This window comes from Bradyrhizobium stylosanthis (assembly GCF_001641335.1).
GTDB lineage: Bacteria > Pseudomonadota > Alphaproteobacteria > Rhizobiales > Xanthobacteraceae > Bradyrhizobium > Bradyrhizobium stylosanthis.
In genome coordinates this window covers 224,446-251,211 of the sequence record NZ_LVEM01000004.1, presented here as the reverse complement: position 1 = coordinate 251,211, position 26,766 = coordinate 224,446, and the positions used below count along the sequence as shown (strand labels likewise).

Annotated in this window: 26 protein-coding genes; 10 read left to right on the top strand and 16 right to left on the bottom strand. The window is 65.8% G+C overall.

The window, feature by feature from the left end; translation table 11 throughout:
* Positions 1 to 27: 27 nt before the first annotated feature.
* The 4 genes from paaI to A7X65_RS27635 all read left to right on the top strand — a co-directional run bounded on the left by paaI (position 28) and on the right by A7X65_RS27635 (position 4,089).
* The gene (paaI, locus tag A7X65_RS27650; RefSeq protein WP_063691243.1) at positions 28 to 477 is read left to right on the top strand and encodes a hydroxyphenylacetyl-CoA thioesterase PaaI; all 450 of its coding nucleotides are present in this window, start codon (positions 28 to 30) and stop codon (positions 475 to 477) included.
* Between the two features lie 32 nt (positions 478 to 509).
* A complete protein-coding gene (gene paaK / locus A7X65_RS27645) occupies positions 510 to 1,841 on the top strand; it encodes a phenylacetate--CoA ligase PaaK (protein WP_063691241.1) in 1,332 nt (443 codons plus the stop codon).
* Between the two features lie 182 nt (positions 1,842 to 2,023).
* A complete protein-coding gene (locus A7X65_RS27640; protein ID WP_063691239.1) occupies positions 2,024 to 3,028 on the top strand; it encodes a quinone oxidoreductase family protein in 1,005 nt (334 codons plus the stop codon).
* Positions 3,029 to 3,030: 2 nt separating this feature from the next.
* Positions 3,031 to 4,089 (top strand): YeeE/YedE family protein, encoded by a 1,059-nt coding sequence (locus A7X65_RS27635; RefSeq protein ID WP_063691237.1) that lies wholly within the window; start codon positions 3,031 to 3,033, stop codon positions 4,087 to 4,089.
* Here A7X65_RS27635 and A7X65_RS27630 read toward each other — a convergent pair.
* Entirely contained in the window at positions 4,068 to 4,982 is a 915-nt protein-coding gene (locus tag A7X65_RS27630) for a DMT family transporter (RefSeq protein WP_063692534.1), read from the bottom strand. The two genes, A7X65_RS27635 and A7X65_RS27630, sit on opposite strands and share 22 nt — an antisense overlap.
* A gap of 100 nt (positions 4,983 to 5,082) precedes the next feature.
* On the opposite strand from A7X65_RS27630, the gene pdxR reads away from it, so the two are divergent.
* Positions 5,083 to 6,513 carry a MocR-like pyridoxine biosynthesis transcription factor PdxR gene (gene pdxR, locus A7X65_RS27625; RefSeq protein WP_208608632.1) on the top strand — a complete coding sequence of 477 codons (1,431 nt, stop codon included), beginning with the start codon at positions 5,083 to 5,085 and terminating at the stop codon, positions 6,511 to 6,513.
* 61 nt (positions 6,514 to 6,574) lie between these two features.
* Here the strand turns inward: pdxR and A7X65_RS27620 are convergent, their stop codons facing one another.
* From A7X65_RS27620 to A7X65_RS27600, 5 genes are read right to left on the bottom strand one after another with little or no spacing between them, the layout of a single operon-like run.
* A complete protein-coding gene (locus A7X65_RS27620) occupies positions 6,575 to 7,798 on the bottom strand; it encodes a bifunctional alpha/beta hydrolase/OsmC family protein (RefSeq protein ID WP_063691235.1) in 1,224 nt (407 codons plus the stop codon).
* Positions 7,799 to 7,824: 26 nt separating this feature from the next.
* Positions 7,825 to 8,490: a sulfite oxidase-like oxidoreductase gene (locus tag A7X65_RS27615; RefSeq protein WP_063691233.1), complete on the bottom strand. Its 666-nt coding sequence runs from the start codon at positions 8,488 to 8,490 to the stop codon at positions 7,825 to 7,827.
* Positions 8,491 to 8,508: 18 nt separating this feature from the next.
* Positions 8,509 to 9,831, bottom strand: a complete 1,323-nt coding sequence (locus tag A7X65_RS27610; protein ID WP_063691231.1) for an MFS transporter — start codon at positions 9,829 to 9,831, stop codon at positions 8,509 to 8,511.
* 33 nt (positions 9,832 to 9,864) lie between these two features.
* The gene (locus A7X65_RS27605; protein ID WP_063691228.1) at positions 9,865 to 11,085 is read right to left on the bottom strand and encodes a cytochrome P450; all 1,221 of its coding nucleotides are present in this window, start codon (positions 11,083 to 11,085) and stop codon (positions 9,865 to 9,867) included.
* A 56-nt stretch (positions 11,086 to 11,141) separates the two neighbouring features.
* Positions 11,142 to 11,351, bottom strand: coding sequence for a ferredoxin (locus tag A7X65_RS27600; RefSeq protein WP_063691226.1), 210 nt, complete (start codon positions 11,349 to 11,351; stop codon positions 11,142 to 11,144).
* A gap of 153 nt (positions 11,352 to 11,504) precedes the next feature.
* Between A7X65_RS27600 and A7X65_RS27595 the strand changes: the two genes are divergently transcribed.
* Positions 11,505 to 12,152 (top strand): TetR/AcrR family transcriptional regulator, encoded by a 648-nt coding sequence (locus tag A7X65_RS27595; protein ID WP_063691224.1) that lies wholly within the window; start codon positions 11,505 to 11,507, stop codon positions 12,150 to 12,152.
* On the opposite strand, the gene A7X65_RS27590 is transcribed toward A7X65_RS27595, so the two are convergent.
* The 4 genes from A7X65_RS27590 to A7X65_RS27575 all read right to left on the bottom strand — a co-directional run bounded on the left by A7X65_RS27590 (position 12,149) and on the right by A7X65_RS27575 (position 16,196).
* Positions 12,149 to 12,799, bottom strand: coding sequence for an aspartate/glutamate racemase family protein (locus tag A7X65_RS27590; protein WP_063691222.1), 651 nt, complete (start codon positions 12,797 to 12,799; stop codon positions 12,149 to 12,151). The genes A7X65_RS27595 and A7X65_RS27590 overlap by 4 nt on opposite strands.
* Before the next feature lie 148 nt (positions 12,800 to 12,947).
* Positions 12,948 to 13,958: an amino acid ABC transporter substrate-binding protein gene (locus tag A7X65_RS27585; RefSeq protein WP_063691220.1), complete on the bottom strand. Its 1,011-nt coding sequence runs from the start codon at positions 13,956 to 13,958 to the stop codon at positions 12,948 to 12,950.
* Positions 13,959 to 13,970: 12 nt separating this feature from the next.
* A complete protein-coding gene (locus A7X65_RS27580) occupies positions 13,971 to 15,320 on the bottom strand; it encodes an aspartate aminotransferase family protein (protein ID WP_063691218.1) in 1,350 nt (449 codons plus the stop codon).
* Between the two features lie 3 nt (positions 15,321 to 15,323).
* On the bottom strand, positions 15,324 to 16,196 hold the full coding sequence (locus tag A7X65_RS27575; RefSeq protein ID WP_063691216.1) for a MurR/RpiR family transcriptional regulator: 873 nt from the start codon (positions 16,194 to 16,196) through the stop codon (positions 15,324 to 15,326).
* A gap of 88 nt (positions 16,197 to 16,284) precedes the next feature.
* On the opposite strand from A7X65_RS27575, the gene A7X65_RS27570 reads away from it, so the two are divergent.
* The 3 genes from A7X65_RS27570 (at position 16,285) to A7X65_RS27560 (ending at position 18,920) form a co-directional block, all read left to right on the top strand.
* Positions 16,285 to 17,472, top strand: coding sequence for an amino acid ABC transporter permease (locus A7X65_RS27570; protein WP_063692533.1), 1,188 nt, complete (start codon positions 16,285 to 16,287; stop codon positions 17,470 to 17,472).
* A 2-nt stretch (positions 17,473 to 17,474) separates the two neighbouring features.
* A complete protein-coding gene (locus A7X65_RS27565) occupies positions 17,475 to 18,584 on the top strand; it encodes an amino acid ABC transporter permease (protein WP_063691214.1) in 1,110 nt (369 codons plus the stop codon).
* Positions 18,585 to 18,707: 123 nt separating this feature from the next.
* Entirely contained in the window at positions 18,708 to 18,920 is a 213-nt protein-coding gene (locus A7X65_RS27560; RefSeq protein ID WP_063691212.1) for a hypothetical protein, read from the top strand.
* Positions 18,921 to 19,021: 101 nt separating this feature from the next.
* On the opposite strand, the gene A7X65_RS27555 is transcribed toward A7X65_RS27560, so the two are convergent.
* Positions 19,022 to 20,440, bottom strand: a complete 1,419-nt coding sequence (locus A7X65_RS27555; protein WP_063691210.1) for an amidase — start codon at positions 20,438 to 20,440, stop codon at positions 19,022 to 19,024.
* 117 nt (positions 20,441 to 20,557) lie between these two features.
* On the bottom strand, positions 20,558 to 21,334 hold the full coding sequence (locus tag A7X65_RS27550) for an SDR family oxidoreductase (protein WP_063691208.1): 777 nt from the start codon (positions 21,332 to 21,334) through the stop codon (positions 20,558 to 20,560).
* A 155-nt stretch (positions 21,335 to 21,489) separates the two neighbouring features.
* Here A7X65_RS27550 and A7X65_RS27545 point away from each other — a divergent pair, with 155 nt between their 5' ends.
* Positions 21,490 to 22,563, top strand: coding sequence for a tartrate dehydrogenase (locus A7X65_RS27545; protein WP_063691206.1), 1,074 nt, complete (start codon positions 21,490 to 21,492; stop codon positions 22,561 to 22,563).
* 127 nt (positions 22,564 to 22,690) lie between these two features.
* Here the strand turns inward: A7X65_RS27545 and A7X65_RS27540 are convergent, their stop codons facing one another.
* The 4 genes from A7X65_RS27540 to A7X65_RS27525 all read right to left on the bottom strand — a co-directional run bounded on the left by A7X65_RS27540 (position 22,691) and on the right by A7X65_RS27525 (position 26,760).
* Positions 22,691 to 23,332: a suppressor of fused domain protein gene (locus A7X65_RS27540; protein WP_063691204.1), complete on the bottom strand. Its 642-nt coding sequence runs from the start codon at positions 23,330 to 23,332 to the stop codon at positions 22,691 to 22,693.
* 168 nt (positions 23,333 to 23,500) lie between these two features.
* Entirely contained in the window at positions 23,501 to 24,574 is a 1,074-nt protein-coding gene (locus A7X65_RS27535) for a malate/lactate/ureidoglycolate dehydrogenase (RefSeq protein WP_063691202.1), read from the bottom strand.
* Between the two features lie 11 nt (positions 24,575 to 24,585).
* Positions 24,586 to 25,497: an NAD(P)-dependent oxidoreductase gene (locus A7X65_RS27530; protein WP_063691200.1), complete on the bottom strand. Its 912-nt coding sequence runs from the start codon at positions 25,495 to 25,497 to the stop codon at positions 24,586 to 24,588.
* Positions 25,498 to 25,509: 12 nt separating this feature from the next.
* A complete protein-coding gene (locus tag A7X65_RS27525) occupies positions 25,510 to 26,760 on the bottom strand; it encodes a Zn-dependent hydrolase (RefSeq protein WP_063691198.1) in 1,251 nt (416 codons plus the stop codon).
* Positions 26,761 to 26,766: the final 6 nt, after the last annotated feature.

Here is a 26,766-nt window from a genome sequence, read left to right as displayed (position 1 = left end):
GAGCAAACATCTGGCCGGGAGAAGCGCGTGAACGTCAAAGCCGCCCTGTCGCCTGAGGATATCGCCCGCGCCTGCGCCGATGCGATGTGGGCCGAGGATGACGCCTCCAAGGGGCTCGGCATGGAGATCGTCGAGATCGGTCCGGGTTTTGCGACGCTGGCGATGACGGTGCGGCCCGACATGGTCAACGGCCAGCGCATCGCCCATGGCGGCTTCATCTTCACGCTCGCCGATTCCGCCTTTGCGTTCGCCTGCAATTCGCACAATGAGCGCGTGGTCGCGGCGCAGGGTCAGATCACCTTCATCAAGCCCGGCAAGCTGGGCGATCGTCTCGTCGCCAAAGCGCGGGAGATCACCCGCGGCGGACGCTCGGGCATCTACGACGTGCGCGTGACCGCGGGCGATACCGTCATTGCGGAGTTCCGCGGACATTCGCGGGTCATTCCCGGCACATGGCTGCCGGCGCAAGATCAATAAAGAAAAGAACAGAGCAATGTGGGGAAACAAGAATGGCTTCGACGAAGCTGAAGGAAGGCGGCCACAGCTATAGGGCCGAGATGGATGCGCATGAGCGCGCGTCCCGCGACGAGATCATGGCGCTGCAGACGCAGCGTCTGGCCTGGTCGCTGAAGCACGCCTACGACAACGTCGCGCACTACCGCAAGGCCTTCGACAAGGCCGGTGTGCATCCGTCCGACTTTCGCGTGCTGTCCGATCTCGCGAAATTTCCGTTCACGGTGAAGACGGACCTGCGCGACAACTATCCCTTCAACATGTTCGCCGTGCCGCGCGAAAAGCTGGTGCGCGTGCATGCCTCGTCCGGCACGACGGGCAAGCCGATCGTCGTTGGCTACACGCAACGCGACATCGACACCTGGTCGGAGGTGATGGCGCGCTCGATCCGCGCGGCCGGCGGCCGCACCGGCATGATCATCCACAATGCCTATGGCTATGGCCTCTTCACCGGCGGGCTTGGCGTGCACTACGGCGCGGAAAAGCTCGGCTGCACGGTGGTGCCGATCTCCGGCGGCATGACCGAGCGGCAGGTGCAGCTCATCAACGATTTCCGGCCCGACATCATCACGGTGACGCCGAGCTACATGCTGGCGATCCTCGACGAGTTCAAGCGGCAGAAGCTCGATCCCCGTCAATGTTCGCTGAAGGTCGGCATCTTCGGCGCCGAGCCCTGGACCAATGCGATGCGCGGCGAGATCGAGGACGCCTTCGACATGGATGCGACCGACATCTATGGCTTGTCTGAGGTGATCGGACCCGGTGTCGCGCAGGAATGCATCGAGACCAAGGATGGCCTCCACATCTGGGAAGACCATTTCTATCCTGAAGTGATCGATCCCGAGACCGGCGCGGTGCTGCCGGACGGCGAGAAGGGCGAACTGGTCTTCACCTCGCTCACCAAGGAAGCGTTTCCGGTGATCCGCTATCGCACCCGGGACCTGACGCGGCTGCTGCCGGGTACCGCGCGGCCGGGCATGCGGCGCATGGAGAAGGTGACGGGCCGCTCCGACGACATGATCATCCTGCGCGGCGTCAATCTGTTCCCGACCCAGATCGAGGAGGTGCTGCTCGCCACCGACTGGTGCGGCGGCCACTTCGTTCTCGAACTGACCCGCGAAGGCCGGATGGACGAGCTGACCATCATCGCCGAGGCGCGGCCCGAGAGCTGGGACGGCAGGGGCCTCGTCGACCATGCCGACCGGATCTCGACCCACATCAAGAACACCATCGGCGTCAGCTCGAAGGTTCAGGTGGTTGCCCCCGCCACGCTGGAGCGCTCGCTGGGCAAGGCCAGGCGGCTGTACGACAAGCGGCCGAAGGATTAGGTCTCGTCCCTCGTGGTGAGGAGGCGCTCGGCGCCGTCTCGAACCATGCGAACCCGGATGCTGCGGCGCGGCCTTCATCCTGCGAAACGCCTGCTTCGCAGGCTCCTCAGGATGAGGGGAGGCGGTTGACTTGACCGTCCCCAGAGGCGACAAGGCCCGCGAGAAAATCGCGGGTTTTTCCTATGTCACCAGCCGATACCAAAACGGTCCAAGCGCGCTGTGTGCGCCTCAACGTCAAAGCTGAAAACGCTGCTGCCCTCGCGCCGGCCGTCGAGCGCCAGACGCTCACGCGCGGGCCGAACGACCTCCTGATTGAGGTGAAGGCCGCCGCGGTCAATCCGTCCGACGTCAAGGCCGCGACGGGATTGATGCCCTATGCCGTGTTCCCCCGGACCCCCGGCCGCGACTACGCCGGCTTCGTGATCGACGGCCCTGCCGGCACGATCGGCCGCGAGGTGTTCGGCTCGTCCGGCGATCTCGGCATCCGCCGCGACGGCACGCATGCAAGCCATCTCGTGGTCGAGGCTGACGCGGTGGTGGAGAAGCCCAGGACGGTGTCGTGGGAGGAGGCCGCCGGCATCGGCGTGCCCTTCGTCACCGCGATGGAAGGCTTTCGCCGCGCTGGCGTGCCGAAGAGCGGCGAGACCGTGCTGGTGTTCGGCGTCAACGGTAAGGTCGGGCAGGCCGCGGTGCAGATCGCGACCTGGCAGGGCGCGCGCGTCATCGGCGTGGTGCGGAAGGCGGAGGCCTATGAGGGCCACGCCAATGCGCCCATCGAGGTGATCGACGCCTCCGCCACCGACGTGGCCACGCGCGTGCGCGAATTGACCGGCGGCAAGGGCGCCGACATCGTCTTCAACACGGTCGGCGATCCCTACTTCCAGGCGGCGCACAAGTCGCTCGCCCTGCGCGGACGTCAGATCCTGATCGCCGCGATCGACCGCGTCGTGCAGTTCAACATCCTCGAATTCTACCGGGGACAGCACACCTATGTCGGCATCGACACGCTCGGGCTGTCGTCGGCGGCGACAGGCGCAGTGCTGCACGATCTCGGTCCGGGCTTTGCGAGCGGGCACCTCAAGCCGTTTCCGATCAAGGCGAATGCAATCTATCCGCTGGAGCGCGCCAAGGAAGCGTATGCCGCCGTCGCCGGCTCGTCGCGCGACCGCGTGATCCTGAAGCCGTAACGATGGAGTCCTCCACCCAACTCGTCATCCTTGCCGGTCTCGCCATCGGCCTTGTCTACGGCGCCGTCGGCTTGCTCAGCGGCTTCTGCCTGATGAGCAGCATGCGCGGCTGGCTTGCGGATGGTGACGGGCGGCTGGTGCGGACCTATGCGCTGGCGATCGCTGTTGCGGTCGCGGCGAGCCAGTTTCTCGCCGGCAGCGGCACGGTCGATCTCGGCAAGTCGATCTATCTGCAGCAATCCTTTTCCGTTCCGGTGCTATTCCTCGGCGGCCTGCTGTTCGGCTACGGCATGGTGCTGTCGAATGGCTGCGGCTCGCGCGCGCTGGTGCTGCTCGGGCGCGGCAATCTCCGTTCCTTCGTCGTCGTGATCGTGCTGGGCATCGCCGCGCAGATGACGCTCAAAGGCCTGATCGCGCCCGCGCGTATCGCGCTGGTCCAGGCCTCGCAAACCACGGTCAGCACCAATTCGCTGCCGTCGCTGCTCGCGACGCTCGGTCTCGCGGAAGGGCCTGCGCGCGCGCTGGCTGCCGCGGCGATCGCGATCGCGCTGCTCCTGTTTGCCTTCGCGCATCCTGCGTTTCGCCGCTCTCCGGGCCAGATCGCGGCAGGTGTCGTCGTCGGTCTCCTCGCCGCCGGCGGCTGGTACGTCACCGGCTCTCTCGGTGCCGACGACTTCAATCCGGTCCCCGTGACCTCGCTTACGTTCATCGCGCCGATCGCGGATGCCCTGCAATACGCCATGCTCTCGACCGGCCTGACGCTCAATTTCGGCATCGCCACGGTTGCCGGGGTCTTCGCCGGCAGCCTCGTCACGGCGCTTGCGACGGGCCGCTTCAAGCTCGAAGGTTATTCCTCGCCGCGCCACATGCTGCGTTCTGGCTCCGGCGCCGCGCTGATGGGGATCGGCGGCGTGATGGCATTCGGCTGCTCCATCGGGCAGGGGCTCACCGGTGTCTCGACCCTCGCGCTGGGCTCGTTCGTGGCGGTCGCCGGCATCCTGCTCGGCACGACCGCCGGCTTGCGCGGAAGCTTGCGCGTTCAGCCGCTCGCGGTGGCCTGACCGCGCAACAGCCGATCGCCCAGCGTCGCAAGACCGATGCCGGTGACGATCAGCCCGGCCGCGATGGCAAGGCTCATGTCGACGGGCTCGCCGAGCAGGATCGCCGCACTGGCGATGCCGACGAGCGGCGTCCCCGTTGTGCCGAGCGAGGTCGTCAGGGCCGAGATGCTCTTGTTGACCATCGACATCGCCCAATAGGCCAGCGCCGTTCCGATCAGGCCGGAATACAGGAACAGCAGGATGAGCTTCCACGACCATTCGGCGTGGGGCAGGCCTTCCGTGGCCAGCGCCGAACCGGTCAGCACGATGGTTGCCGTGAGCACCTGCCAGATCAGCAGTTGCAGCGGAGAGGCGATCCAGCGGTGCGCGCGGATATAGATGATGTTCGCTGCCCAGGAGATCGCGGCCAGGATGACCATGCCTGCGCCGAGCAGGACGTTTGCGTTGGTCCAGTCGATGGACGCGGGGTTCAGGATCACGGCAAGCCCGACCAGTCCGAGCAGGGCGCCCGCAAGCTTCGGCGCGGTCAGCGTGTCCTTCCCCAGCAGGGGCGCGGCGATCGCGACCCAGAGCGGCGTAGTGTAGCCGAGCACGATCGCCTTGCTCGCGGGCAGAAATCGCACACCGGACGCAACCAGGACAGAGAACACCGTCATGTGCAGCACCGCCACACTCAGGACCACGGGAATGTCGCGCCGCTGCGGGATCACCAGATTCCCGCTCAGTCCGAGGATCACGAACAACGCGGCCAGTGCGATCCAGCTCCGGATCGCCGACGTCCACAGCGGCGGAAGGAACTGGACGAGCTGTTTCGTCACCGACCAGTTCACGCCCCAGGCCAGCACGACGATCAGGAACAGGCCGACGGCGGCGCGGGAGGACAGGGAGTTCATCGCATTATCCTTGAAGCAGTCCAGCCCGGCGGATAGCATCTCATCTGGTACCAAAAGAAGTGCCAGATTGGAGAACAATAAGGTGCCAGTTTCCGAAGGCATGATCGCCGGCCTGATCGACCTGAACCGCGCCGACGGCGAGGGACTGGCGGCACAACTGACGGGGCAGCTTCGAGGTCTGATCGCGAGCGGCCACCTCGGCAAGGGGCGCGCGCTGCCGTCGAGCCGGCAGCTTGCAGCCGATCTCGGCGTCTCCCGCAACACCGTCACCTACGCGTTCGAGCAGCTCGCTGCGGAGGGATATCTCGCGGCGTCGCACGGTCGACGTCCGGTGGTGACGATCGACGGCGGCGAACGGATCGAAGGGGCGGGCACAGTCGCGTCGAGCCCGCGCTCCGCGAAACCCCGGCTCTCATCCTGGGCCTCGAAGCTCCAGCAGACCGACTGGCCGATGTCCTATCAGGCGCCGTTCAAGCCGCTGCGTCCGGGACATGGCGACGCCAGGGAGTTTCCGAACGAGATCTGGGGACGCTGCCTGCGCCGCAGTGCCGTTTGGGCGGCAAGGCGCGAACTCGGATCGGTGAACCGGCCGCGCTTGCGCGAGGCGCTGGCGCACTATCTCGCAACCAGCAGAGGCGTTCGCGCGGACGCGGACCAGATCCTGATCCTGCCGAGCGCGCAGGCTGCGCTGACCCTGATTGCGGCTGCCGTCATCACGCCAGGCGATGAGGTGTGGGTCGAGGATCCCGGCTATCCCGGCGCCGCAGCCGCCTTCCGTACCTGCGGCGCGCGCGTGAGCGGCATCAGCCTGGACGAGCAGGGCATGCGGCGGATGCCGGGGCCCGCAGCGCCAACGCTGATCTTCATGACGCCATCGCATCAGCATCCAACCGGCCGGCTGATGTCACTGACCCGCCGCACCGAGTTTCTCAGGGCAAGCCGGCCCGGCAGGACCTGGATCGTTGAAGACGATTACGACGGCGAATTCCACTACGACAGCCGGCCGGTGCCGGCGCTGCAGGGCTTGGACGCCCACGGCCGCGTGTTCTATGTCGGCACGTTCTCGAAGGCGATGACGTCGGACATCCGGCTCGGCTATCTCGTCGCGCCGCCGGCGCTGGTGTCTACGCTGGAGATCGCGCAGCGGCATATCGGGCTGATCGCCGCCAGCCACATCCAGGAAGCGTTGGCCGAGTTCATCGCCGACGGTCATTTCCTGGCGCATCTGCGCCGGGTGCGCCGGCTCTATCACGGGCGCCGCGATCATCTCGTCGCCGGGCTCGAGCGCCATCTCGGCGAGGTGCTCTCGGCCGAGGTGCCCTCGGGCGGCATCCAGCTCGTGGCGCGTCTCAAGCGAGGCCGCGCCGATCAGGCGACGGTGAAGCGGCTCGTCGAGGCCGGCGTCGTCACGCGAGCCCTGTCCAGCCTGGCGCTCGGCAAGCCGCGCGATCACGGCCTGCTGCTTGGCTTCGCGGCGTGGCGCGAGAACGAGATCAGCGCGGCGCTGCGGACGATGGCGTCGTGCTTCTAGAGCATGATCCGGAAAAGTGTGAAGCGGTTTTCCGAAAAGATCATGCTCAAACAATAACGCGCTAGTCGACGGCCTTGGTCACGATGCGGATCTCCGACGTCAGCGTACGGTGCACCGGGCACTTGTCGGCGATCTCCATCAGTTTCTTGCGCTGTTCGGCATCGAGGGCGCCGTCCATCGCGATGTCGCGCTCGATCTGGTCGAGCATCCCCTCGCGCGTCTCGCACTCCGCGCAGTCCTTGGCGTAGATCTTGGAGTGCTTCAGCGTGACCGTGACGCGATCGAGCGGCAACGACTTGCGATCCGCATAGAGACGCATGGTCATGGATGTGCAGGCACCGAGGCCTGCAAGCAGGAAATCATAGGGACCGGGGCCGGCATCCTCGCCGCCGGCAGCTTTCGGTTCGTCCGCCACCATATGATGCGGGCCGACGGTGATCATCTGGTTGAACTTGCTCTTGCGGGTCTCCTGCACCACCACCTTCCGCGGCTCTTCCGGGAGATCCATCGCCTTTGCGGGCTTCGCTGCGTCGATGTAACGGCTCGCCCAGGCGGTGATCACGTCGGCCGCGTAGAGAGCGTCGGCCGGCTTGGTCAGGAGATGATCGGCGTGGTCGAGCGAGACGAAGCTCTTGGGGTGTTTTGCCGCAACGAAAATCCTGGTCGCATTGTCGATGCCGACGGTGTCGTCGACGGGGGACTGCATGACCAGCAGCGCCTTGTGCAGGCCGGTGATGTCCTTCATCAGCTCGTGCTCGGCGATGTCGTCGAGGAATTCGCGCCTGATCCGGAACGGACGGCCGGCCAGCGAGACCTCGACCTCGCCCTGCGCGCGGATGTTGTCGATATGCTCTTTGAAAAGACCGGTGACGTGGGCGGGATCGGACGGCGCGGCAATGGTCGCAACCGCCCTGGCCTCGGGAATTTGCCCGGCTGCAGCGAGGATCGCGGCGCCGCCAAGGCTGTGGCCAATCAGAAGTGATGGTGCCTTGCGGATGCTGCGCAGATGATCGGCGGCTCGCACGAGGTCGGCGACGTTGGAGGAGAACGTCGAATTGGCGAACTCACCTTCGCTGGAGCCGAGCCCGGTGAAGTCGAAGCGCAGCACCGCGATGCCCCTGGCGGCCAGAGCGACCGAGATGCGCTTGGCCGCCAGCGTGTCCTTGCCGCAGGTGAAGCAATGCGCAAACAGCGCGAAAGCCGCGGGCTCGCCGTCCGGCAGCTCCAGCGCGGCTGACAGCTGATGGCCGCCTTCGCCGGTGAATTGAAAGCGTTCCGTCGGCATGGGCTTCCCCCGTTACTTGTTCGAACCTAATCGCCTGAATAGCGCTGCTCGGCCCAGGGATCGCCGCGGTTGTGATAGCCGCGGACTTCCCAGAAGCCCGGCGCGTCCTCGGTGAGAAATTCAATGGCCTGGAGCCATTTCGCGCTCTTCCAGAAATAAAGATGCGGGACGACCAGCCGCACCGGGCCGCCATGCTCCTCCGTCAGAGGCTGGCCCGACCAGCTATGGGCGAGCAGGGCGTCCTCGGCGGCAAAGTCCTCCAGCGCGAGGTTGGTGGTGTAGCCGTCGTAGGAATGCAGCACGACGAAGCGCGCGTCCTCGCGTGGCTGGCAGACTGCGAGCAGCTCGCGCGTCGAGAGGCCTTCCCAAAGGTTGTCGTAACGCGACCAGGTCGTCACGCAATGGATGTCGGAGGTGAACTGCTCCTGCTTCTGCGCGGCGAATTCGGGATAAGTCCAGAACACGGGATTGTCGACCGCGCCGTAGACGTCGAGCCGCCAGCGCTCCCGCGACACCGGCGGCATGACGCCGAGATCGAGCACCGGCCAGTCCTTGGTCAGGTGCTGGCCGGGCGGCAGGCGCTGGTCTTCGGAACGCGTGATCCTGCCGGTGAGAAAGCGGCCCTCGCGCGCCCATTTCTCCTTGGTGCGCGTCAGCTTGCTGTCGGGCGGCGGCTGGTCGTCGTCGGCCATAGGCTACTCGTGAATGAGTTACTCGTGGCGGTGCATTGCGGAGGCGTGCTTGGTGTCGCGCATGGTGGAATAGATGATCAGCGACAGGAAGATGACGCCGGCGAGATAGTAATAGAACCATTCCTCGTGCCCGATCGTCTTGAAGTAGAGCGCAATCGCGGGCGCGGTTCCGCCGAAGATCGAGACCGTGATCGCGTAGGGCAGGCCGACGCCGAGCGCGCGGACATTGGTCGGGAACAGCTCGGCCTTCACCACCGCGTTGATTGAGGTGTAGCCGGCGACGAACAGCCAGGCACAGCAGATCAGGATGAACGCCATGAAGGGCGACTTGGTCTCCTTCAGCGTCATCAGCAGCGGCACGGTGGCAAGCGTGCCGGCGACACCGAAGAAGATCAGCAGCGGCTTGCGTCCGATCTTGTCGGAGATGGCGCCGTAGATCGGCTGCAGGATGGTCGCGAAGATCAGCGTGCCGAAGATCACGAAGGTGGTCTGATCCTCGGTCAGGCCGACCGAGAGCTTGACGAAGGTCTGCATGTAGGTGGTGAAGGTGTAGAACGCGGCGGTGCCGCCGGCGGTGAGGCCGACGACCAGCAAGAGTTCGCGCGGATAGCGCAGCAGGTTGGTGATCGAGCCGGTCGGCTTCACCACCTTCTTGGCTTCCTCGAAGGCCTCGGTCTCATGCAGATTGCGCCGCATCACCGCGGCGAAGATCGCGAGCGCAGCGCCGATCGCGAACGGGATGCGCCAGCCCCAGGCCTTCAGCTCCTCCGGCGTCAGGAAGACCTTTTGCAGGAGCAGCAGCACGATGATGGCGGTGAGCTGGCCGCCGATCAGCGTGACGTACTGGAAGCTCGAATAGAAGCCGCGATGCTTGGGATCGGCGACCTCGCTCAGATAAGTGGCGCTGGCGCCATATTCGCCGCCAAGGCTGAGGCCCTCGATCACGCGGGCCAGCGCCAGGATCACCGGCGCGGCAAAGCCGATCGTGGCATAGGTCGGCGTCAGCGCGATGATCAGCGAGCCGAAACACATGAACACGACGGACAACGTCAGCGAGATGCGGCGGCCGAAATGGTCGGCGAGATAGCCGAAGAACCAGCCGCCCAGAGGGCGCATCAGGAAGGTCGCGGCGAATACCACGGCGACGTTCAATTGCTGGACGACGGGATCGTTGCCGGGAAAGAACGCCGGCGCGAAATAGAGTGCGAAAGCCGTATACGCGTAAAAGTCGTACCACTCGACGAGATTGCCGATTGAGCCGATCAGGATCGCCTTGATCCGGCGCTCGGCGTCGGCAATGTCGATGTGGTCGGAGGCCGGTTTGATTGCTTGCTCAGTCACGTCCGGCCTCTCTTCCGCTGGTCTTGGAAAGGCCTACATCGCCTTTCCCAGCAGAAATGGCAACTGCCGGGGGCCTCTCACCGTGCCCTGCGACCAGGTCACTGTGCCTGCCGGATCGAGGCGGAAATCCGGGATTCGCTTCAGCCATTCCTCCAGCGCAACCTGCATCTCCATGCGCGCAAGGTTGGAACCGACGCAGCGGTGAATGCCGAGGCCGAACGCGGCATGGCGGTTCTCCCGGCGGTCGATCACGACTTTGTCAGCTTCGGGAAACATCTTCGGGTCGCGGTTGGCGGCCGGGAAGGACAGCAGCACCATGTTGCCCGCCTTGACCGGACAGCCCGAGATCGTGGTCTCCTTGACCACCTCGCGGGCCATGGTCACCGGCGAATAGGCCCGTAGCAGCTCCTCCACGGCGACCGGGATCAGCCCGGGCTCGGCGATCAACCGCTCGCGGTCGGCCGGCGTTCTGGCCAGATGCCAGAGCGAGGAGCCGATCGCGCTCCACGTGGTGTCGATGCCTGCGATCAGGAGCAGGCGCAGCGAGCCCAGCACGTGCGAATCCTCGAGCGGGTTGCCCTCCTTGTCCTTGGCGTTCATCAGGTAGGAGATCAGGTCGTCGGTCGGCTTCGTCTTGCGCTCCTCGATATGCGTCCTGAAATAGTCGCTCATCTCGTGCACCGCCTGGAGCAGCATGTTCTCGTCCTTGATGCCGAGCTCCAGGATCATGTGGATCCAGTTGATGAAGAGATCGCTGTCGGACTCGGGAATGCCGAGCATGTGGGCGATGGCCTGGACCGGGATGTATTTGCTGTAGCGCGCGGCGGCGTCGACCTTGCCGTCGGCGATGAACCCGTCGATCAGCTCGTTGCAGATCGCGCGCATCCGCGGTTCCAGCTTCTTCATCGCATCCGGCGTGAACGGCGGCAGCAGCAATTGCTTGGCTGGCTTGTGCACGGGCGGATCGGAGGTGATCGGCGGGGCGGCGTTCCTGGCAACCTCCGGCCGCACGTCGCGGACGATGATCCGCCGCGAGGAGAAATGCTCGGTGTCGTTGGCGATCTCGCGCACGGCCTCGTAGGTCGTGGGCATATAGCAGCCGAGGAATCGCTCGGTGTGCACGACCGGGCTTGCGGCACGCAGCTCGTCCCAGATCGGGAAGGGATCGTCCGTCCACTGCGGATCGGTGTGGTCGAAATCGTTGACCCAGTCGGTGACGGGCGGATGGGCGACAGGCTGGCTGACGTCGGACATCTCAGGAAAATCCCTCGGGGCTCGTGTTGGCTGAAGCAGGGCGGACGGCGGCCGCGCTACTCCTCGATCACGTCGATAGCGATTTCCGGACAGTTGGATTTGGCAAGCCAGGCCTTGTCCTCGAGTCCCGGCGGGACCGTGCCGTCGCCGGCTTCGCGGGCGTTGCCGTATTCGTCGAGCTCGAACAGCTCCGGCGCCAACGCCTTGCAGCGCGCGTGGCCCTGGCATTTGTCGGGATCGACGTGAACCTTCAGTCGCTCTGCCATTGCGGCTTCCCTCGGCGTATGCGCGAGCACGAAGGGTGGCCCGCGTTCCTCATGTCTTTATCGGCGGCATTTGCCGCGCGCTTTAAGTTATATGCTATTACATTCGCGTCGGGCTTCCCCTGTCAAGCGCAAACTTATAGGCTTCGCCGTAACATGCGTTCACAACTCGCCCGCAAGTCCGAGAACACCTACCATCATGGCGATCTCCGCGACGCCCTGATCAAGGCCGCCCTGCGTGAGGCGGAGCAGGGCGGAGCGGAAGCAATCAGCATCAAGGCACTGGCAAAGCAGCTCGGTGTCTCGCAGCCGGCACCGTACCGGCACTTCGCGGATCGGGACGCCTTGCTGACGGCGGTGACGGCGGAGGCGTTCCGCCAGCTCAGTGCCATCCTGCGCGAAGCGATGGCAAAGCCGTCGAAGCAATCAAAGCTGTCGCGGCTGGCGCAGGCGACACTCGATTTCGGCCTGCGTCGCAACGGCATCTACCGCCTGATGTTCGCCTCGCGCACCGTCTCCTGCGCGGCCAAGGGCAGCGAGCTGCACGAGGCGACGCGCGAGACGTTTGGGCTCGTGGTCGAAGCCCTGGAAGCACCGGCGGTCGGCTATTTGCGCGAACGGCAGGCGCTCAAGATCTGGGCGGCGATGCATGGCGTGGTGATGCTGGCCGAGCAGGGCATGTTCACCGGTGAACCGGCACATGCGACGCGCGAGGAGCTGGTCGAGGATTTTGTGAGCGAGACCAAGGCTGCGCTAGCACTCGCCATCAAGAACGCGCGGCGACGGACGAAGGCGGGCGCCTAGGCTTTCGCTTTCAGCAGTCTCATCAGCTTTTCGACGGCGCTGTCCGGCGTCGTCACGACCGGACGGCCAGTGGCCTCCGCGACCAGCGGCGCCGTCGCCGCGATGCTGAACTGCGCCAGTGCAATGACGTCGCAATCGCGCAAGTCGCGCGAGGCTTCCGCGATCAGCCGGTCGTGCGTGGCGCGGTCACCGCGGTCGAGCGCCGCCAGCGCGCCTTCGGCGAGCTTCGGCACCACCTGGACGGAGGAGGGAAACTCCGGCGGCATCGACACCAGCGTCGGCGGGAAGGTCGAGAGCAGGCCGATCCGCTTGCCCATCGTCACCGCGCGCTCGATCATGGCTTCGTTCGGCTTCAGCACCGGCATCGGCGCATGCGCGCGCGCGACCGCCTCGATGCAGGGGCCGAACGCCGAGCAGGTGAACAGGATCGCGTTTGCCCCGGTCGCCGCCGCGTAGTCGCCAAGCGCGAGGAAGCGCTCGGTCATGGCATCGTTGAGCGTGCCGTCGCGCGCAAGATCCGCCGACAGGCTGTCGTCGAGCAGGTTCATCAGCCGCGCCTCCGGCCACGCTTTGGCGAACGCCGCCTCGATCGGGGCGATGGAGTGCTTGAGGGCGTGGATGAGGGCGATGCGAGGGGGCGTCGTCATTGAAGATGATTACCTGAGAGGTCTCGTGCCCCGGACGCAGCGCAATGCGGAGTATTGCGCTGCTGAGCCGGGGCCCATTGTGGCCGCTGGGTTCCGGCTACGCGCAGCGGCATTGCATGCTGCTGCGCGTCCGGGACACGCGAGACGTTTACTTGAACGGAATGGCGTACATCAAGCCGCCCTTGCTCCAGAGGCCGTTGAGGCCGCGATCGAGCTTGAGCGGGCTCGCCTTGCCGACATTGCGTTCGTAGATCTCGCCGTAATTGCCGGTGGCCTTGATCGCCGTGACCAGCCATTTGTTGTCGAGCCCGAGCCGCGAGCCGAGGTCGCCCGTGGCACCCAGCAGGCGCTGGATGGCAGGGGTTTGCGACTTCGTCATCTCATCGACATTGGCTTGCGTGACGCCGAGTTCCTCGGCCTCGATCAGGCCGTAATGCAGCCAGGTGATGATGTCGCTCCAGACCTCGTCGCCGTTGCGGGTGAAGGGCCCGAGCGGTTCCTTGCTGATGGTCTGAGGCAGCACGACGTAGTCGGCCGGGTTCGGCGCGGCGGTCGTGACGGCACCGGCGAGCGCGGAGGCGTCCTGGGTCATGGCATCGCAGCGGCCGCCGAAGAAGGTCTGGTACATGGTGTCGACGCGGTCGAACACGAGCGGCTTCCAGTCGATGCCGTTGGCGCGGCCGTAATCGCCAAGCGTGACTTCGTGGGTCGTGCCTTGCGCGACGCAGACGGTGGCGCCCTTGAGGTCCTTCAGCTCCTTCACGCCGAGGTCCTTCTTCACCACGAAGCCCTGGCCGTCGTAGAAGTTGACCGGACCCTGCCGCAGGCCGAGCGTGACGCCGCGCAAATAGGTCTGCGTCGAGTTGCGGTAGAGCACGTCGATCTCGCCCGACTGCAGCGCGGTGAAGCGATTCTGTGCCGTCAGCGAGACGTAGCGCACCTTGCTGGCGTCGCCGAGCACACCGGCGGCGAGCGCGCGGCAATAGTCGACGTCGAGGCCCTTGTAATTGCCTTGCGAGTCCGGCGCGGAGAAGCCGGCGAAGCCCGCGCTGACGCCGCACACCAGCGTGCCGCGGCTCTTCACCGTGTCGAGCGTCGCCGCCGACGCGATCACCGTCGATGCTGCGAGCACGCCCGCTGCGATAGCCACTTTCCTCATACTACTCTCCCCTCAGTGATTGACACTACGCAACACGTTGTCGACGGCCGTGCCGAGCTTGTCGACGATCTGGTCGATCTCATCCGCCGACGCGATATAGGGCGGCGCCAGCAGGACGTGGTCGCCGCGGACACCGTCCACGGTGCCGCCGCCGGGATAGCAGCCGAGCCCGTTGGCGAAGGCTTCGGCCTTGATCTTCTGGTGCAGCTTGAGCGCCGGATCGAATGAGGTGCGGCTGGCGCGATCGGCGACCAGCTCGATCGCCCAGAACAGCCCGCGGCCCCTGATGTCGCCGACATGGCGGTGATTGCCGAAGCGCTCGGTCAGCCGATGCTCGAGCTGCTTGCCGCGCTCCTTGACCTGCGCGAGCAGGTTGTCGTCGCGGATCACATCCTGCACCGCCAGCGCGGCCGCGCAGGCGAGGGGATGCGCGAGATAAGTATGGCCGTGCTGGAATGCGCCCGAGCCGGAGCGGATGGTATCGATGATTTTCCCGCTCGCGAGCATCGCGCCGATCGGCTGGTAGCCGCCGCCGAGACCCTTCGCGATCGCCTGGATATCAGGCGCGACGCCCTCCTGCTCCCACGCGTGCGTCGTGCCGGTGCGGCCCATGCCGCTCATGACCTCGTCGAGGATGAGCAGCGCACCATGCCGGTCGCAGATCTCGCGCACGGCCTTGAAGTAGCCGTCGGGCGCGGTCACCGCACCGGCGGTGGCGCCGACCACGGGCTCGGCTAGGAATGCCGCGACAGTGCCGGGGCCAAGCCGCTGAAACTCGGCTTCGAGCTCGGCGGCGAGCCGCGCCACGAACTGCGCGTCGGATTCGTCGTCGTGCTTCTCGTGATAGGCAAAGGCCGGGGTCACATGGCTGAACGCGGCCGAGAGCAGCGGTGCATAGGGCGCGCGCCGCCAGGCGTTGCCGCCGGCGGCGAGCGCACCGAGCGTATTGCCGTGATAGCTCTGCCGCCGCGCGATGAAATGCTGCCGCTGCGGCTCGCCGCGTTCGATGAAATATTGCCGCGCCAGCTTGATGCTGGCCTCGATCGCCTCCGATCCGCCGCTGACGAAATAGGCGTAGGCGAGACCGCCGGGCTCGTGCCCGACCAGCCTCTCGGCCAGCGCCTCGGCCGGCTCCGACGAGAAGAAGGCGGTGTGGGCATAGGCGAGCGTCGAGGCCTGCTTGGCCATCGCCGCGATCACGCGCGGATGCTGGTGGCCGAGGCAGGAGACCGCGGCGCCGCCGGAGGCGTCGATCACGCGGCGGCCGTCCTCCGCGAACAGATAGACGCCTTCGCCGCCGATCGCCTTGGGCGGCGTTTCACGCAGCGAGCGATGCAGCACGCGGCTGGTGCGAGTGCTCATGGGTCAACCTTTCTCCGAGACGTAGGTGGAGGCAGCAGTCAGTCGCGCCTCGGTATTTTCCAGACGCTTCTTCGCGGCGACGCCGCCGAGCGAGAACGTGACCGCGGCGAGCGATTGCGCGATCGCGATCGCGCCGGTGAGGCTGGGGAAGAAGCCGGGGGAGGAGGCGGCCTCGAACAGCAGCACATGGTCGGCGCCCTCGGCCATCGGCGCCGAGAGGCTGTCGGCAATCGCGATCAGCGTTGCGCCGCTGCGATGAGCGGCCTGCGCGACGCGAACGCTCGCATGTGTGTAAGGCAGGAAGCCGATGACGATGACGGCTTCGTCGGTACGGAACGCGCCGAGATCGAGGTCATCAGGACCGGATGCGCCAACGAGCTGCACCTGCTCGGGGCGGAACAGCCGCAGCTCGTAATTCAATAGCTCGGCGACGCTGCGGCAGCTCCGATAGCCCGCGATCCAGACCCGCTTGGCGTCGTGAAGGGCGCGGGCGGCCTCTGCAATGGGTTGCGCCGGAATGCGCGGCAGGCCGGCGGCCTCGGCCTCGAGCTTGTCGATGACGAGTGCGACGTCGGCGTTGGGACCATGCCGCCGGCTCTTCGCCCTGGCGGAGAAGGGCGAGGTCTGCGACGGCCGTCGCGCTTCCGTCAGCGCGGCGCGGAGCTCGTCCCAGCCGGAATAGCCGATCGCCTTGGCAAGGCGCGTGAACGCGGCGGGATCGGCGCCGGCCTCCGCCGCGAGATCGCGCATCGAACGGGTGGTGGCGTCGTAATCATTGGCGGCGACGAAGCGGCCGACCTCCTGCAGGCGCAGGGGGAGCGATGGCAATGCGATGCGCAGTTCGCTCAGCGGCGAGGATTTCGCGGGCTCGGCCATGAAACATTTGTTGCACGCTTTTCAGATTGGTGCAACAGTTGACGTGCCGCCGCCGGAAATCGTTGCCTTCGAGAAGGATTTTTGTGCTGTGACCACGGACACGCCGAGACCGCCGCCGCGCCGCAGCCTGTTCGGTGCATGGGGCCCCCGCGAGCTGAAGGGCCTGTTCTGGCAGGTGCTGGTGGTGGGGATCGCCGTCGGTGTCGTGGCCTTCCTCTGGTCCAACACCGTCACCAATCTGTCGGCCCGCCGCATCACCACCGGCTTCGCCTTCCTCGGCCGCGAGGCCGGCATGCCCATTGCCGACAGCCTGCTCGCCTATAGTCCGCGGGATACCTACCTCTGGGCCTTCGTTGTCGGCATCGCCAACACCCTGCGCGTCGCGGTGATCGGCATCGTGCTCGCGACGATCCTGGGCACGCTGGTCGGCATCTCCCGGCTGTCGGCCAACTGGCTGCTGTCGCGGCTCGCCGCGGTCTATGTCGAGACGCTGCGCGACATTCCGCTGCTGCTTCAATTGCTGTTCTGGTACGTGCTGATGCAGGCCCTGCCGGCCGCGCGCGCGGCATGGCGTCCCGTCGAGGGCGTGTTCCTCTCCAATCGCGGCCTGATCCTGCCGGCGATCCCGTTCGGGCCGCCGCAGCTCTGGGTGCTCGGCACGGCGGCGCTGGGCCTGGTTGCGTTCTACGTCATCCGGCGATGGCTGATCGCCCAGCAGATGCGCGACGGCAGGCCGCGGCCGGCCTGGCCGTTCGCGCTCGGTCTCGTCGTCGCGCTGCCCGCGGCGGTCTCGCTGGTGCTGGGCGTCTCCTGGACGATCGAATGGCCGGAGCTGCGCGGCTTCAACTTCGTCGGCGGGCTGACGCTGGCGCCGGAGTACTTCGCGCTCTTGATCGCGCTCGTGACCTACACCTCGGCCTTCATCGCCGAGATCGTGCGCAGCGGCATCCAGTCCGTGCCGCGCGGCCAATGGGATGCCGCCAACGCGCTCGGCCTGCGCCGCAGCTTCATGCTGCGGCAGATCATCCTGCCGCAGGCGCTGCGCGTGATCGTGCCGCCGATGACGAGCCAGTATCTCAACTTGACGAAGAACTCCTCGCTTGCGGTCGCGATCGGCTACCAGGACGTGGTCTCGGTCGCCAACACCACGCTGAACCAGACCGGGCAGGCAATCGAGGCCATCGCGCTGATCATGGCTGTGTTCCTGACCATCAGCCTTTCCATCAGCTTCTTCATGAACTGGTTCAATGCGCGCATCGCGCTGGTGGAGCGCTGAGCATGACCGCAATCACCGACATCCCCGATGCACCCCGCGCCGCTCGCCGGCCGCAGGCTGGCAATCCGGTGTTGCGCTGGCTGCGCCAGAATCTGTTCTCGTCGATCCCAAACGGCATCCTCACGGTGGTGCTGGTGGCGATCCTCGCCAAGGGCGTCTTCAGCTTCCTGCAATGGGGCATCGCAAATGCCGTCTGGCTGACGCCGGCCAACGACTCCAGCGCCTGCCGCGCGGCGCGCGGCGTCGGCGCCTGCTGGGCCATCATTCCCGAGAAATACCGCTTTATCCTGTTCGGCACCTATCCGTTCGACGAGCAGTGGCGGCCGGCGATGTCGGTGCTGCTGTTCATCGCGCTGTATTTTCTCTCGACCCGCCGCGCCCTGTGGCGGCGCGAACTCGTCTATCTCTGGATCGGCGCGCTGGCGCTGATCAGCGTGCTGATGTGGGGCGGCGTCTTCGGGCTCTCCTTCGTCTCGCAGGATCGTTGGGGCGGCCTTCCGGTGACGTTGATCCTGGCGACATTCGGGTTGGCGTTCGGCTTCCCGCTCGGCATCCTCGTGGCGCTCGGACGGCGCTCGAAGCTGCCGGCGATCCGCTCGCTCAGCGTGCTCTATGTCGAGCTGATCCGCGGCGTGCCGCTGGTCAGCCTGCTGTTCATGGCGAGTGTGATGTTTCCGTTGTTCATGCCCGCCGGGTTCAACATCGACAAGCTCTTGCGCGCGCAGATCGCGATCATCCTGTTCGCGGGTGCCTACCTCGCCGAAGTTATCCGCGGCGGTCTTCAGGCCGTGCCGCGCGGGCAATACGAGGCGGCCGACGCGCTTGGCCTGTCCTACTGGCGCAAGCACCGGCTGATCGTCCTGCCGCAGGCGATCCGCCACGTCATCCCGCCGCTGGTCAACACCTTCATCGCCTTCTTCAAGGACACCAGCCTCGTCCTGATCATCGGCATCTTCGACCTCCTGACAACGGCCAAGACCGCGATCATCGATCCGGCGTGGCAGCAGTTCTCGGTGGAAGTCTACATCTTCGTCGCGGCGATCTATTTCGTCTTTTGCTTCGCGATGTCGCGCTACAGCCGCAGTCTCGAGGCAAGCACCGCTTCGAGGTAACCAGGGGAACACGAACTCTTTATGCCGTGCCTATAACGCGACACGGGATTTCGACTGGGAATCCTACGTTGCGAGATCCACCTCAATCGTGCTGGTGGCACTCAACAAGAGGAACGTCGAATCATGATGAAGTCTGTTCTCGCCGCGTCGGCCGTCCTGGTCGCGCTTTGCTCCGCCGCCTCAGCCCGCGAGGTGGTGCACCATCCAGTCATGGCGTCCGAAACAGCCGCCCAGATGTCGCAGATGTCTCCCGGCTCCATGGCCCACACGGCCATGACGGAGGATGCAGGCGCCGATGCGCATCAATATCACGGCGGCCCGAAAGTGAACGACTAGGCGCGGACCAGAGCATCGCGGCCTTGCTAACTCGCCGCGTTGAAACGACCTGAAGGTTGCCGGCACCGGAGGACGGCTAAGTTCCCCGGTGCGGCACCGCTCTATGCTTTCACCTTCGGATCGATCGGCGTCGTGCCGCGGAGGTTCAATATATCTTCCAGCACCTTCGCGCCGGCGAGCACCTGTGCGTCCGCGCGCGGCGCACCGACCACCTGCACGCCGACCGGCAGGCCGGACGCCGTGAACCCGCATGGCAGCGACAGCGATGGGCAGCACGCGAGCGTGATGGCGTAGACGATGCCAAGCCATTCGACATAGTTCTCGAACCGCTTGCCCGCGCATTCGGCGACATAGCGGTTCTCGATCGGGAAGGGCGGCACGATCGTGGTCGGCGTCAGCAGCAGGTCGTACGTTTTGAAGAATTCGACCGCGCGGGCGGTCATGCCGACGCGCTGCGCCTGGGCGCGCGCGAGCTGATCGACCGTGAGCTTGAGGCCCTCCTCGATGTTCCAGATCACCTCGGGCTTGAGCAGGTCGCGCTTGGTGCGCAGCAGATTGGCCTTGGTGATCGCAAAATCGAACGCGCGCAGCACGTGGAAGCATTCATGCGCCTCGCGCCAATCCGGATGCGCTTCCTCCACGATGGCACCGGCTTCCGCGAAACGTTCCGCAGCCTTGCGCGTGATGGCCTTGACCTCGGGATCAACAGGCGTGATGCCGAGATCGGGCGAATAGGCGATGCGCTTCGGCTTCTTGCCCGCCTGTGCCGCCGACAGGAACGAGGTTAAGGGGGCCGGCAGCGACAGCGGATCGTCCGCATAGTCGCCGCTCATGGCATCCAGCAGCAGCGCGAGATCCTCGACGTTGCGCGCCATCGGGCCGACCACGCCGAGATTGCGATCGATGCCCGACTTCGGGGTATGTGCGACGCGGCCGATGCTCGGCCGCATGCCGACGACGCCGCAGAAGGCCGCCGGGCTGCGCAAGCTGCCGCCCATGTCTGAGCCCTGCGCCAGCCAGGCCATGCCCGTCGCGAGCGCCACGGCCGCGCCGCCTGACGAGCCCGCAGCCGACTTCGTCGTATCCCAGGGATTGAGCGTCGCGCCGAACACCTCGTTGAAGGTGTTGGCACCCGCGCCGAACTCCGGCGTGTTCGACTTGGCGTAGACCACCGCGCCATTGGCCTCGAGGTTCTCGACCATGAGGTCGGACTTCGCGGGGATGTTGTCCTTGAAGATGGGCGAGCCCTGCGTGTTCAGGACGCCCGCGACGTCGGTCAGGTCCTTGATCGGCAGCGGCAGGCCCGCGAGCAGGCCGCGCGCGCCGGCCGGCTTCTGCATCAGCGCCTTCGCGCTATCCCGCGCCCGGTCAAAGCACAGCGTCGGCAGCGCGTTGACCTTGCCGTCGACCTCCTTGACGCGCTTCTCCACCACGTCCAGCAGCTCGAGCGGCGAAACGTCGCCGGAGCGCAGCTTGTCGACGACGGTGCAGGCTGTTTCGCGGATCAGGTCCTGAGACAATTATTTTACTCCTGTGCTTATTCAATCGTCATTGCGCGCGCAGCGAAGCAATCCAAACTGTTGCCCAAAGATGCACTGCTGGATTGCTTCGCTGCGCTCGCAATGACTCGGATAGAGTTAACCCCAACCCGCGCTGATGCCGCCATCCACCGTGTAGATGACACCCGACGTGTAGCCGGCGCGATCCGAGGCGAGGAACGCCATGAGATCGCCGATCTCGCGCGCATGGGCGGGGCGGCCGAGCGGCAGGCCCTTCTGGAATTCCTTGTAGCGGCTCTCGTCACCGAACTGGTGTTTTGCCCGGGTCTTGAGCAGGGTGACGTGGCGGTCGGTGCCGACCGGGCCGGGGTTGATGCCGACCACGCGGATGTTATCGGCGAGGCTCTTGCCGCCGAGCGCGCGGGTAAAGGCCATCAACGCGGCATTGCCGGCACTGCCGCAGACATAGTTGGCGTCGAACTTCTCGCCGGCCGCGCCGATGTCGTTGACGATCACGCCGCCGCCCTTGGCCTTCATCTGCGCGTAGATCTGCCGCGTCAGGTTGATATAGCCGAACACCTTCAATTCCCAGGCGTGCCGCCAGGTCGCCTCGTCGATCTTGTCGATCGAGCCGCCGGGGATGTCGCCGGCGTTATTGACGAGCACGTCGATATCGGCGGCTTCCTTGGCAAGGCGCGCCAGATCCGCAGCATTGCGCAGATCGACCACGCTGGTTGCTGCGTCGATCTGGTGCGCGGAGCGCAACCGGTCGGCCAGTGCCTTGAGCTGATCGCCGTTCCGGGCCGCCAGCAGGAGGTGCGCGCCTTCCTCGGCGAACGCCTCGGCGGCGGCTGCGCCAATGCCCTTGGACGCGCCGGTGATCAGGACGCGCTTGCCACGCAGATGCAGATCCATGGGGAGTACTCGCAGGACAGGAACAGGATCAAATCAGTAGGCGCTCGGCCGCGCCATGGTCAACATTGCAGTGCAGCGTTGCGCTGCCCGCGACTTTGGTCCATTGCAGTGCGATCAAAGCGCGGCGGCTGCCGGACCAACCAAGGACGTTCTCGATGAGCAAGAAACAATATCGGATCGCGGTCATTCCCGGCGACGGCATCGGCAAGGAAGTCATGCCGGAGGGCCTGCGCGTCCTGGAGGCGGCGGCGAAGAAGCACGGCGTCTCCGTGCATTTCGACCATTTCGACTTCTCGTCCTGGGACTATTACGAGAAGCACGGCCAGATGATGCCGGACGACTGGAAGGAGAAGATCGGCAAGCACGACGCGATCTATTTCGGCGCGGTGGGCTGGCCGGCCAAGATTCCGGATCACGTCTCGCTGTGGGGCTCGCTGATCAAGTTTCGCCGCGAGTTCGACCAGTATGTGAATTTGCGTCCGGTGCGGCTGATGCCCGGCGTGCCGTCGCCGCTCGCGAACCGCAAGCCCGGCGACATCGATTTCTGGGTGGTGCGCGAGAACACCGAAGGTGAATATTCCTCGGTCGGCGGCCGCATGTTCCCGGACACCGACCGCGAGTTCGTCACCCAGCAGACCGTGATGACCCGCACCGGCGTCGACCGCATCCTGAAGTTCGCCTTCGAGCTCGCACAGTCGCGGCCGAAGAAGCACCTGACCTCGGCGACCAAGTCGAACGGCATCTCCATCACCATGCCCTATTGGGACGAGCGCGTGGAGGCGATGGCCAAGAAGTTTCCGGGCGTGAAGTGGGACAAGTACCACATCGACATCCTGACGGCGAACTTCGTGCTGCATCCGGACTGGTTCGACGTCGTGGTCGGCTCGAACCTGTTCGGCGACATCCTCTCCGACCTCGGCCCGGCCTGCACCGGCACCATCGGCATCGCGCCGTCGGGTAACATCAATCCCGAGGGCGATTTCCCCTCGGTGTTCGAGCCGGTGCACGGCTCGGCGCCTGACATCGCGGGGCAGGGCATCGCCAACCCGATCGGCGCGATCTGGTCCGGCGCGATGATGCTCGAGCATCTCGGCGAGAAGGAAGCCGGCAAGTCGATCGTCGATGCGATCGAGCGGACGCTCGCCGAACGCACGCTGCGCACCAAGGATCTCGGCGGCAACGCCGACACCACCGCCTGCGGCAAGGCGGTCGCGGACATGGTGGACTGAGGCAAGTATGAGTAGGGTGGGTTAGCCGAAGGCGTAACCCACCACTGTTCGTATCCGCAGGGACAGAAGAGGTGGATTACGCCGTCGGACTGCGCTTCGCGCAGCCGCGGGCTAATCCACCCTACGGTCAAACATACGACTTCCGCGCCGGATCGAAGATCGGCGGATAGTCATTGTCGTCGAGCAGGTCGAGAAACGGATCGAGCCCCCTGGACTTGATCAGCGCGAGTTCCTGATGCGAGATCAGGTTCACGGTCAGGATCTCCACGGGATCGCCCGCGATCTCCAGCACCTCGGCGATCTGCTTGTCCGGGCCGATGATCGGTGTGAGAAACAGAAACGTCTCGAAGTCGGTTCCCGCGACCGGCGGTCTCGGCGGCGCCACCCGGTGGCCGAAACCGAACCAGGTCGTGTCGATGAAAGGTAGCCTGGCAAGCCAGCGCAGATTGTCGCAGACGTCCGGCGTCGGCTCGCGAACGTACCACATCAGCTCGGCACGCGGCTTGGCGTCTCCATGCACGCCCGGCATCCGCTGCTCGCTCATGCCGTTGGTCAGAAGCACGTAGCCTTCGTCGGATCCTTCCTCGCACACAGGCACGAAATCGCGGCCGAAGGCGTGGATGTCGATGCGGCGCTCCGCGCTGTCCGTGAAGCTGTGCTCGGGCTCGCCCAGCTCGCTCTCGTAGATGGCAAGCCGGTGCCGATAGAGCTCGGCCGCCTGCGACGGTTCGCTCGCGCCGGACATGAGCTTTGCAAGACGTGAAAACATGTGAACCTCGGGGGCGGATGTGGACCGGGATATCCGCGTTGTCGCGAGACGACGCGGGCCGGTTCAAATCCGCAGCCAGGAACCGGCGGCTGTGCGCCGCCGTCCAGCTTCCCGTGCGCGCATATCCATGAGGCCTGACCGACGCCGCGAGCCGTGCGTCGTTCGGGATCAGCCCGCGATCTTCTCGATCGCCGCCTGCTCCAGGCCGAACTTCTTGCCGGCCTCGAGAATCTCCTGCCAGGTGGTTGGATCGACAGGAATGCCTTCGGCGAGGCGCTTCTTCTTGGTTTCGCGCTCGGGCTCGCCCGCGATCTTGACCTTCTCGACGCCCGGACCGGGAGGCGAGCCGGTATGCCAGGCCACAAAGCTCTCGACCTCGCTCGCGAGGTTTTCGCCGGTGCCGAGCTTGCCCGGATCGATGACGATCGAGAGCATGCCGTTGAGGACGTTGTACTTGCCGTCGGACGGACCCTTGACCACCTGTCCGCCGGAGAGCGCGCCGCCGAGGATCTCGCACACCAGTGCGAGCCCCGAACCCTTGTGCTCGCCGAACGGCAGGATGGCGCCGTGCGGGGGGATCACGGTGTAGCGCGGATTGACGGTGGGCTTGCCTTCATTGTCGATGATGGTGCCTGGCTCGAGCTCGACGCCCTTGTTGTGGGCGACCCGGGTCTTGCCTTGCGCGATCCTGCTGGTGGCGAAGTCGAGCACGATCGGATCCTTGCCCCGGCGCGGAATGCCGACGCAGAACGGGTTGGTGCCGTGGCGGGCATCGCTGCCGCCCCAGGGCGCCACGATCGGGCGCGAGATCACGTTGACGAAATGGATCGAGACCAGCCCGTGGTCGATGCACTGCTCGGCCCAGTGGCCGATGCGGCCGATATGGTGCGAGTTGGAGAGGCCGACGAGGCACACGCCGTTTTTCTTGGCGCGCTCGGCCGCCAGCTCCATCGCTTCATGGCCGATCACCTGGCCGTAGCCGGTGAGGCCGTCGAGGGTGAGAAGCGGGCCGGTATCGAGCACGGTCTTGACGTGCGCGTTCACGGCGAGGCCGCCGTTGACGACGCTCTGGGCGTAGCGCGGGATCATGCCGACGCCGTGCGAGTCGTGGCCCTTGAGATTGGCTTCGACGAGATTGGTGGAGACGAGCTCGGCTTCACGGTCCGAGGAGCCGCCGGCCTTGACGATGGCGCGGATGGCGTTGGTGAGCGGCTCTGCCTTGAAGGTGCGATAGTCGGCCATTGTTGTTGCTCTTATCCTTTCACGATCCGGCGGCAATGGACCCACGCCGCTTCAATCAGGTTCTCGCTTGCTTCCGGCGTCCGGAATGCGGAATGCGCCGACAGCGTCACGTTCGGAATCTTCGTCAGGGGGTGATCCGCGGGCAGGGGCTCGATGTTGAACACATCGAGGCCGGCGTGGCGAATATGGCCCGACTTCAGCGCGTCGATCATGGCGGCTTCGTCGACGATCGCGGCGCGGGCGGTGTTGACAAGGATGACACCGGGCTTCATCGCAAAGATCTTCTCGCGCGTGATCATGCCGCGCGTCTCGTCGTTGAGCAGCAGGTGCAGCGACACGACGTCGCTCTTCGCCAGCACCGTGTCGAGATCGGTGAACTCGACGCTCGCGTGGCTCTTCGGCGAGCGGTTCCAGGCGATCACCTTCATGCCCGAGCCCGACGCGATCCGCGCGACCTCGGCGGCGATGCCGCCGAAGCCGATCAGGCCGAGCGTCTTGCCGGTGAGCTGCATGCCGTCCTCGCGCAGCCAGCTGCCGGCACGCATCTCGCGGTCCATCATCGCGATGACGCGGGCCGAGGCCCACATCAGCGCGATCGCGGATTCCGCCACGGCGGTGTCGCCATAGCCCTTGATCAGGTGCACGGAGATGCCGAGCTCGGCGAGCTCCTCCGGGTTCATGTAGCTGCGCGCGCCGGTGCCGAGGAACACGACGTGCTTCAGCCCGGTGCACTTCTTCGCCACCTCGGTCGGCAGCGCGGTGTGATCGACGATCGCGATCTCGGCGCCGTCGAGAATCTCCGGATATTGCTCGGGCTTGATGTCAGGGTCCCGGTGGATCCGCACCTTGGGATCACCGGGCTTTTCCAGCCGCTCCATGATCACGGCGAGGGCTTCGTTGGCGTCGACGAAAACTCCGCGCATGGCTTTCTCCGGTCAGGATGCGACGCCGGCGATGGCCAGCACGGTATGCATGAGGACGTTGGTGCCCGCGGCGCAGTCGGGCTGCGTGGCATCCTCCAGCTCGTTGTGGCTGATGCCGTCCTTGCAGGGCACGAACACCATCGCCGCCGGGATGACGGTGTTGAGGTTGCAGGCGTCGTGGCCGGCGCCGGAGGTGATGCGGCGGGAGGAATAGCCCAGCGTCTTCGCGGCGTTCTCGACCGCTGCGATCAGCTTGGGGTCGAAATGCGTCGGCGGCTTGCGCCAGACGAGGTCGATCTTCACGTCGACCTTGCGGCGCGCGGCGATCTCGGCAATCGCGGCGCGCAGGTCGCGGTCGAGCGCGTCCATGATCGCGCCGTCGGCGCTGCGGCAGTCCATGGTGAAGGCGATCTCGCCGGGGATGACGTTGCGCGAGGGATTTGCGATCACGGCCTCGCCGATGGTGCCGACTGCGTTGGGGCCGAGCTTCTTGGCGATGGCTTCCATCGCCAGCACGATCTCGGACAATGTCGCCAGCGCATCGCGCCGCAGCGGCATCGGCGTCGAGCCGGCATGACTCTCGAATCCGGAGATCTTGCCGTCGTACCACAGCACGCCCTGGCCGGAATCGACTACGCCGATGGTCTTGCCTTCGGCCTCCAGGATCGGGCCCTGCTCGATATGCAGCTCGACGAAGCAGCCGAGCTTCTGGAAGCCGACCGGCTTGTCGCCGCGATAGCCTATGCTGTCCAGCGCCTGGCCGACGGTCGTGCCGTCGATATCCTTGCGCGACAGGATGTCGTCGGTGGTGAAGTCGCCGACATAGGCGGCGGAGGCCATCATCGCCGGCGCGAAGCGCGAGCCTTCCTCGTTGGTCCAGTTGACCACGCAGATCGGCGCATCGGTCTCGATCCCGGCGTCGTTCAGCGTGCGGATCACTTCCAGAGCGCCGAGCGTTCCCAGGATGCCGTCATACTTGCCGCCGGTCGGCTGGGTGTCGAGATGCGAGCCGATGCCGACGGGCAGCTTCGACATGTCGCGGCCCTTGCGCAGGCCGAACTGCGAGCCGAGCGCATCGGTGTGCACCTCGAGGCCGGCATCCTCGCACGCCTTGCGGAACCAGTCGCGCACCTGCTTGTCTTCGTTGCTCAGCGTCAACCGCCGTACGCCGCCCTTGGCCGTCGCGCCGAATTGCGCGGTCTCGTGGATGGAGCCCCAGAGGCGGGCGGAATCGATTTGCAGGTTGGTGGCGGCTCGGCTCATGCGTTT

Coding starts and splice junctions, on each gene's coding strand:
- A7X65_RS27590 (WP_063691222.1), bottom strand. CDS start 12,799: ATGACGACGCCCCCTCGCATCGCCCTCATCCACGCCCTCAAGCACTCC.
- A7X65_RS27550 (WP_063691208.1), bottom strand. CDS start 21,334: ATGGATCTGCATCTGCGTGGCAAGCGCGTCCTGATCACCGGCGCGTCC.
- A7X65_RS27565 (WP_063691214.1), top strand. CDS start 17,475: ATGACCGCAATCACCGACATCCCCGATGCACCCCGCGCCGCTCGCCGG.
- A7X65_RS27630 (WP_063692534.1), bottom strand. CDS start 4,982: ATGAACTCCCTGTCCTCCCGCGCCGCCGTCGGCCTGTTCCTGATCGTC.
- A7X65_RS27640 (WP_063691239.1), top strand. CDS start 2,024: ATGTCACCAGCCGATACCAAAACGGTCCAAGCGCGCTGTGTGCGCCTC.
- A7X65_RS27595 (WP_063691224.1), top strand. CDS start 11,505: ATGCGTTCACAACTCGCCCGCAAGTCCGAGAACACCTACCATCATGGC.
- A7X65_RS27605 (WP_063691228.1), bottom strand. CDS start 11,085: ATGTCCGACGTCAGCCAGCCTGTCGCCCATCCGCCCGTCACCGACTGG.
- A7X65_RS27525 (WP_063691198.1), bottom strand. CDS start 26,760: ATGAGCCGAGCCGCCACCAACCTGCAAATCGATTCCGCCCGCCTCTGG.
- A7X65_RS27545 (WP_063691206.1), top strand. CDS start 21,490: ATGAGCAAGAAACAATATCGGATCGCGGTCATTCCCGGCGACGGCATC.
- A7X65_RS27600 (WP_063691226.1), bottom strand. CDS start 11,351: ATGGCAGAGCGACTGAAGGTTCACGTCGATCCCGACAAATGCCAGGGC.
- A7X65_RS27615 (WP_063691233.1), bottom strand. CDS start 8,490: ATGGCCGACGACGACCAGCCGCCGCCCGACAGCAAGCTGACGCGCACC.
- A7X65_RS27560 (WP_063691212.1), top strand. CDS start 18,708: ATGATGAAGTCTGTTCTCGCCGCGTCGGCCGTCCTGGTCGCGCTTTGC.
- A7X65_RS27540 (WP_063691204.1), bottom strand. CDS start 23,332: ATGTTTTCACGTCTTGCAAAGCTCATGTCCGGCGCGAGCGAACCGTCG.
- A7X65_RS27575 (WP_063691216.1), bottom strand. CDS start 16,196: ATGGCCGAGCCCGCGAAATCCTCGCCGCTGAGCGAACTGCGCATCGCA.
- A7X65_RS27620 (WP_063691235.1), bottom strand. CDS start 7,798: ATGCCGACGGAACGCTTTCAATTCACCGGCGAAGGCGGCCATCAGCTG.
- A7X65_RS27585 (WP_063691220.1), bottom strand. CDS start 13,958: ATGAGGAAAGTGGCTATCGCAGCGGGCGTGCTCGCAGCATCGACGGTG.
- pdxR (WP_208608632.1), top strand. CDS start 5,083: ATGATCGCCGGCCTGATCGACCTGAACCGCGCCGACGGCGAGGGACTG.
- A7X65_RS27535 (WP_063691202.1), bottom strand. CDS start 24,574: ATGGCCGACTATCGCACCTTCAAGGCAGAGCCGCTCACCAACGCCATC.
- A7X65_RS27635 (WP_063691237.1), top strand. CDS start 3,031: ATGGAGTCCTCCACCCAACTCGTCATCCTTGCCGGTCTCGCCATCGGC.
- A7X65_RS27530 (WP_063691200.1), bottom strand. CDS start 25,497: ATGCGCGGAGTTTTCGTCGACGCCAACGAAGCCCTCGCCGTGATCATG.
- A7X65_RS27580 (WP_063691218.1), bottom strand. CDS start 15,320: ATGAGCACTCGCACCAGCCGCGTGCTGCATCGCTCGCTGCGTGAAACG.
- paaK (WP_063691241.1), top strand. CDS start 510: ATGGCTTCGACGAAGCTGAAGGAAGGCGGCCACAGCTATAGGGCCGAG.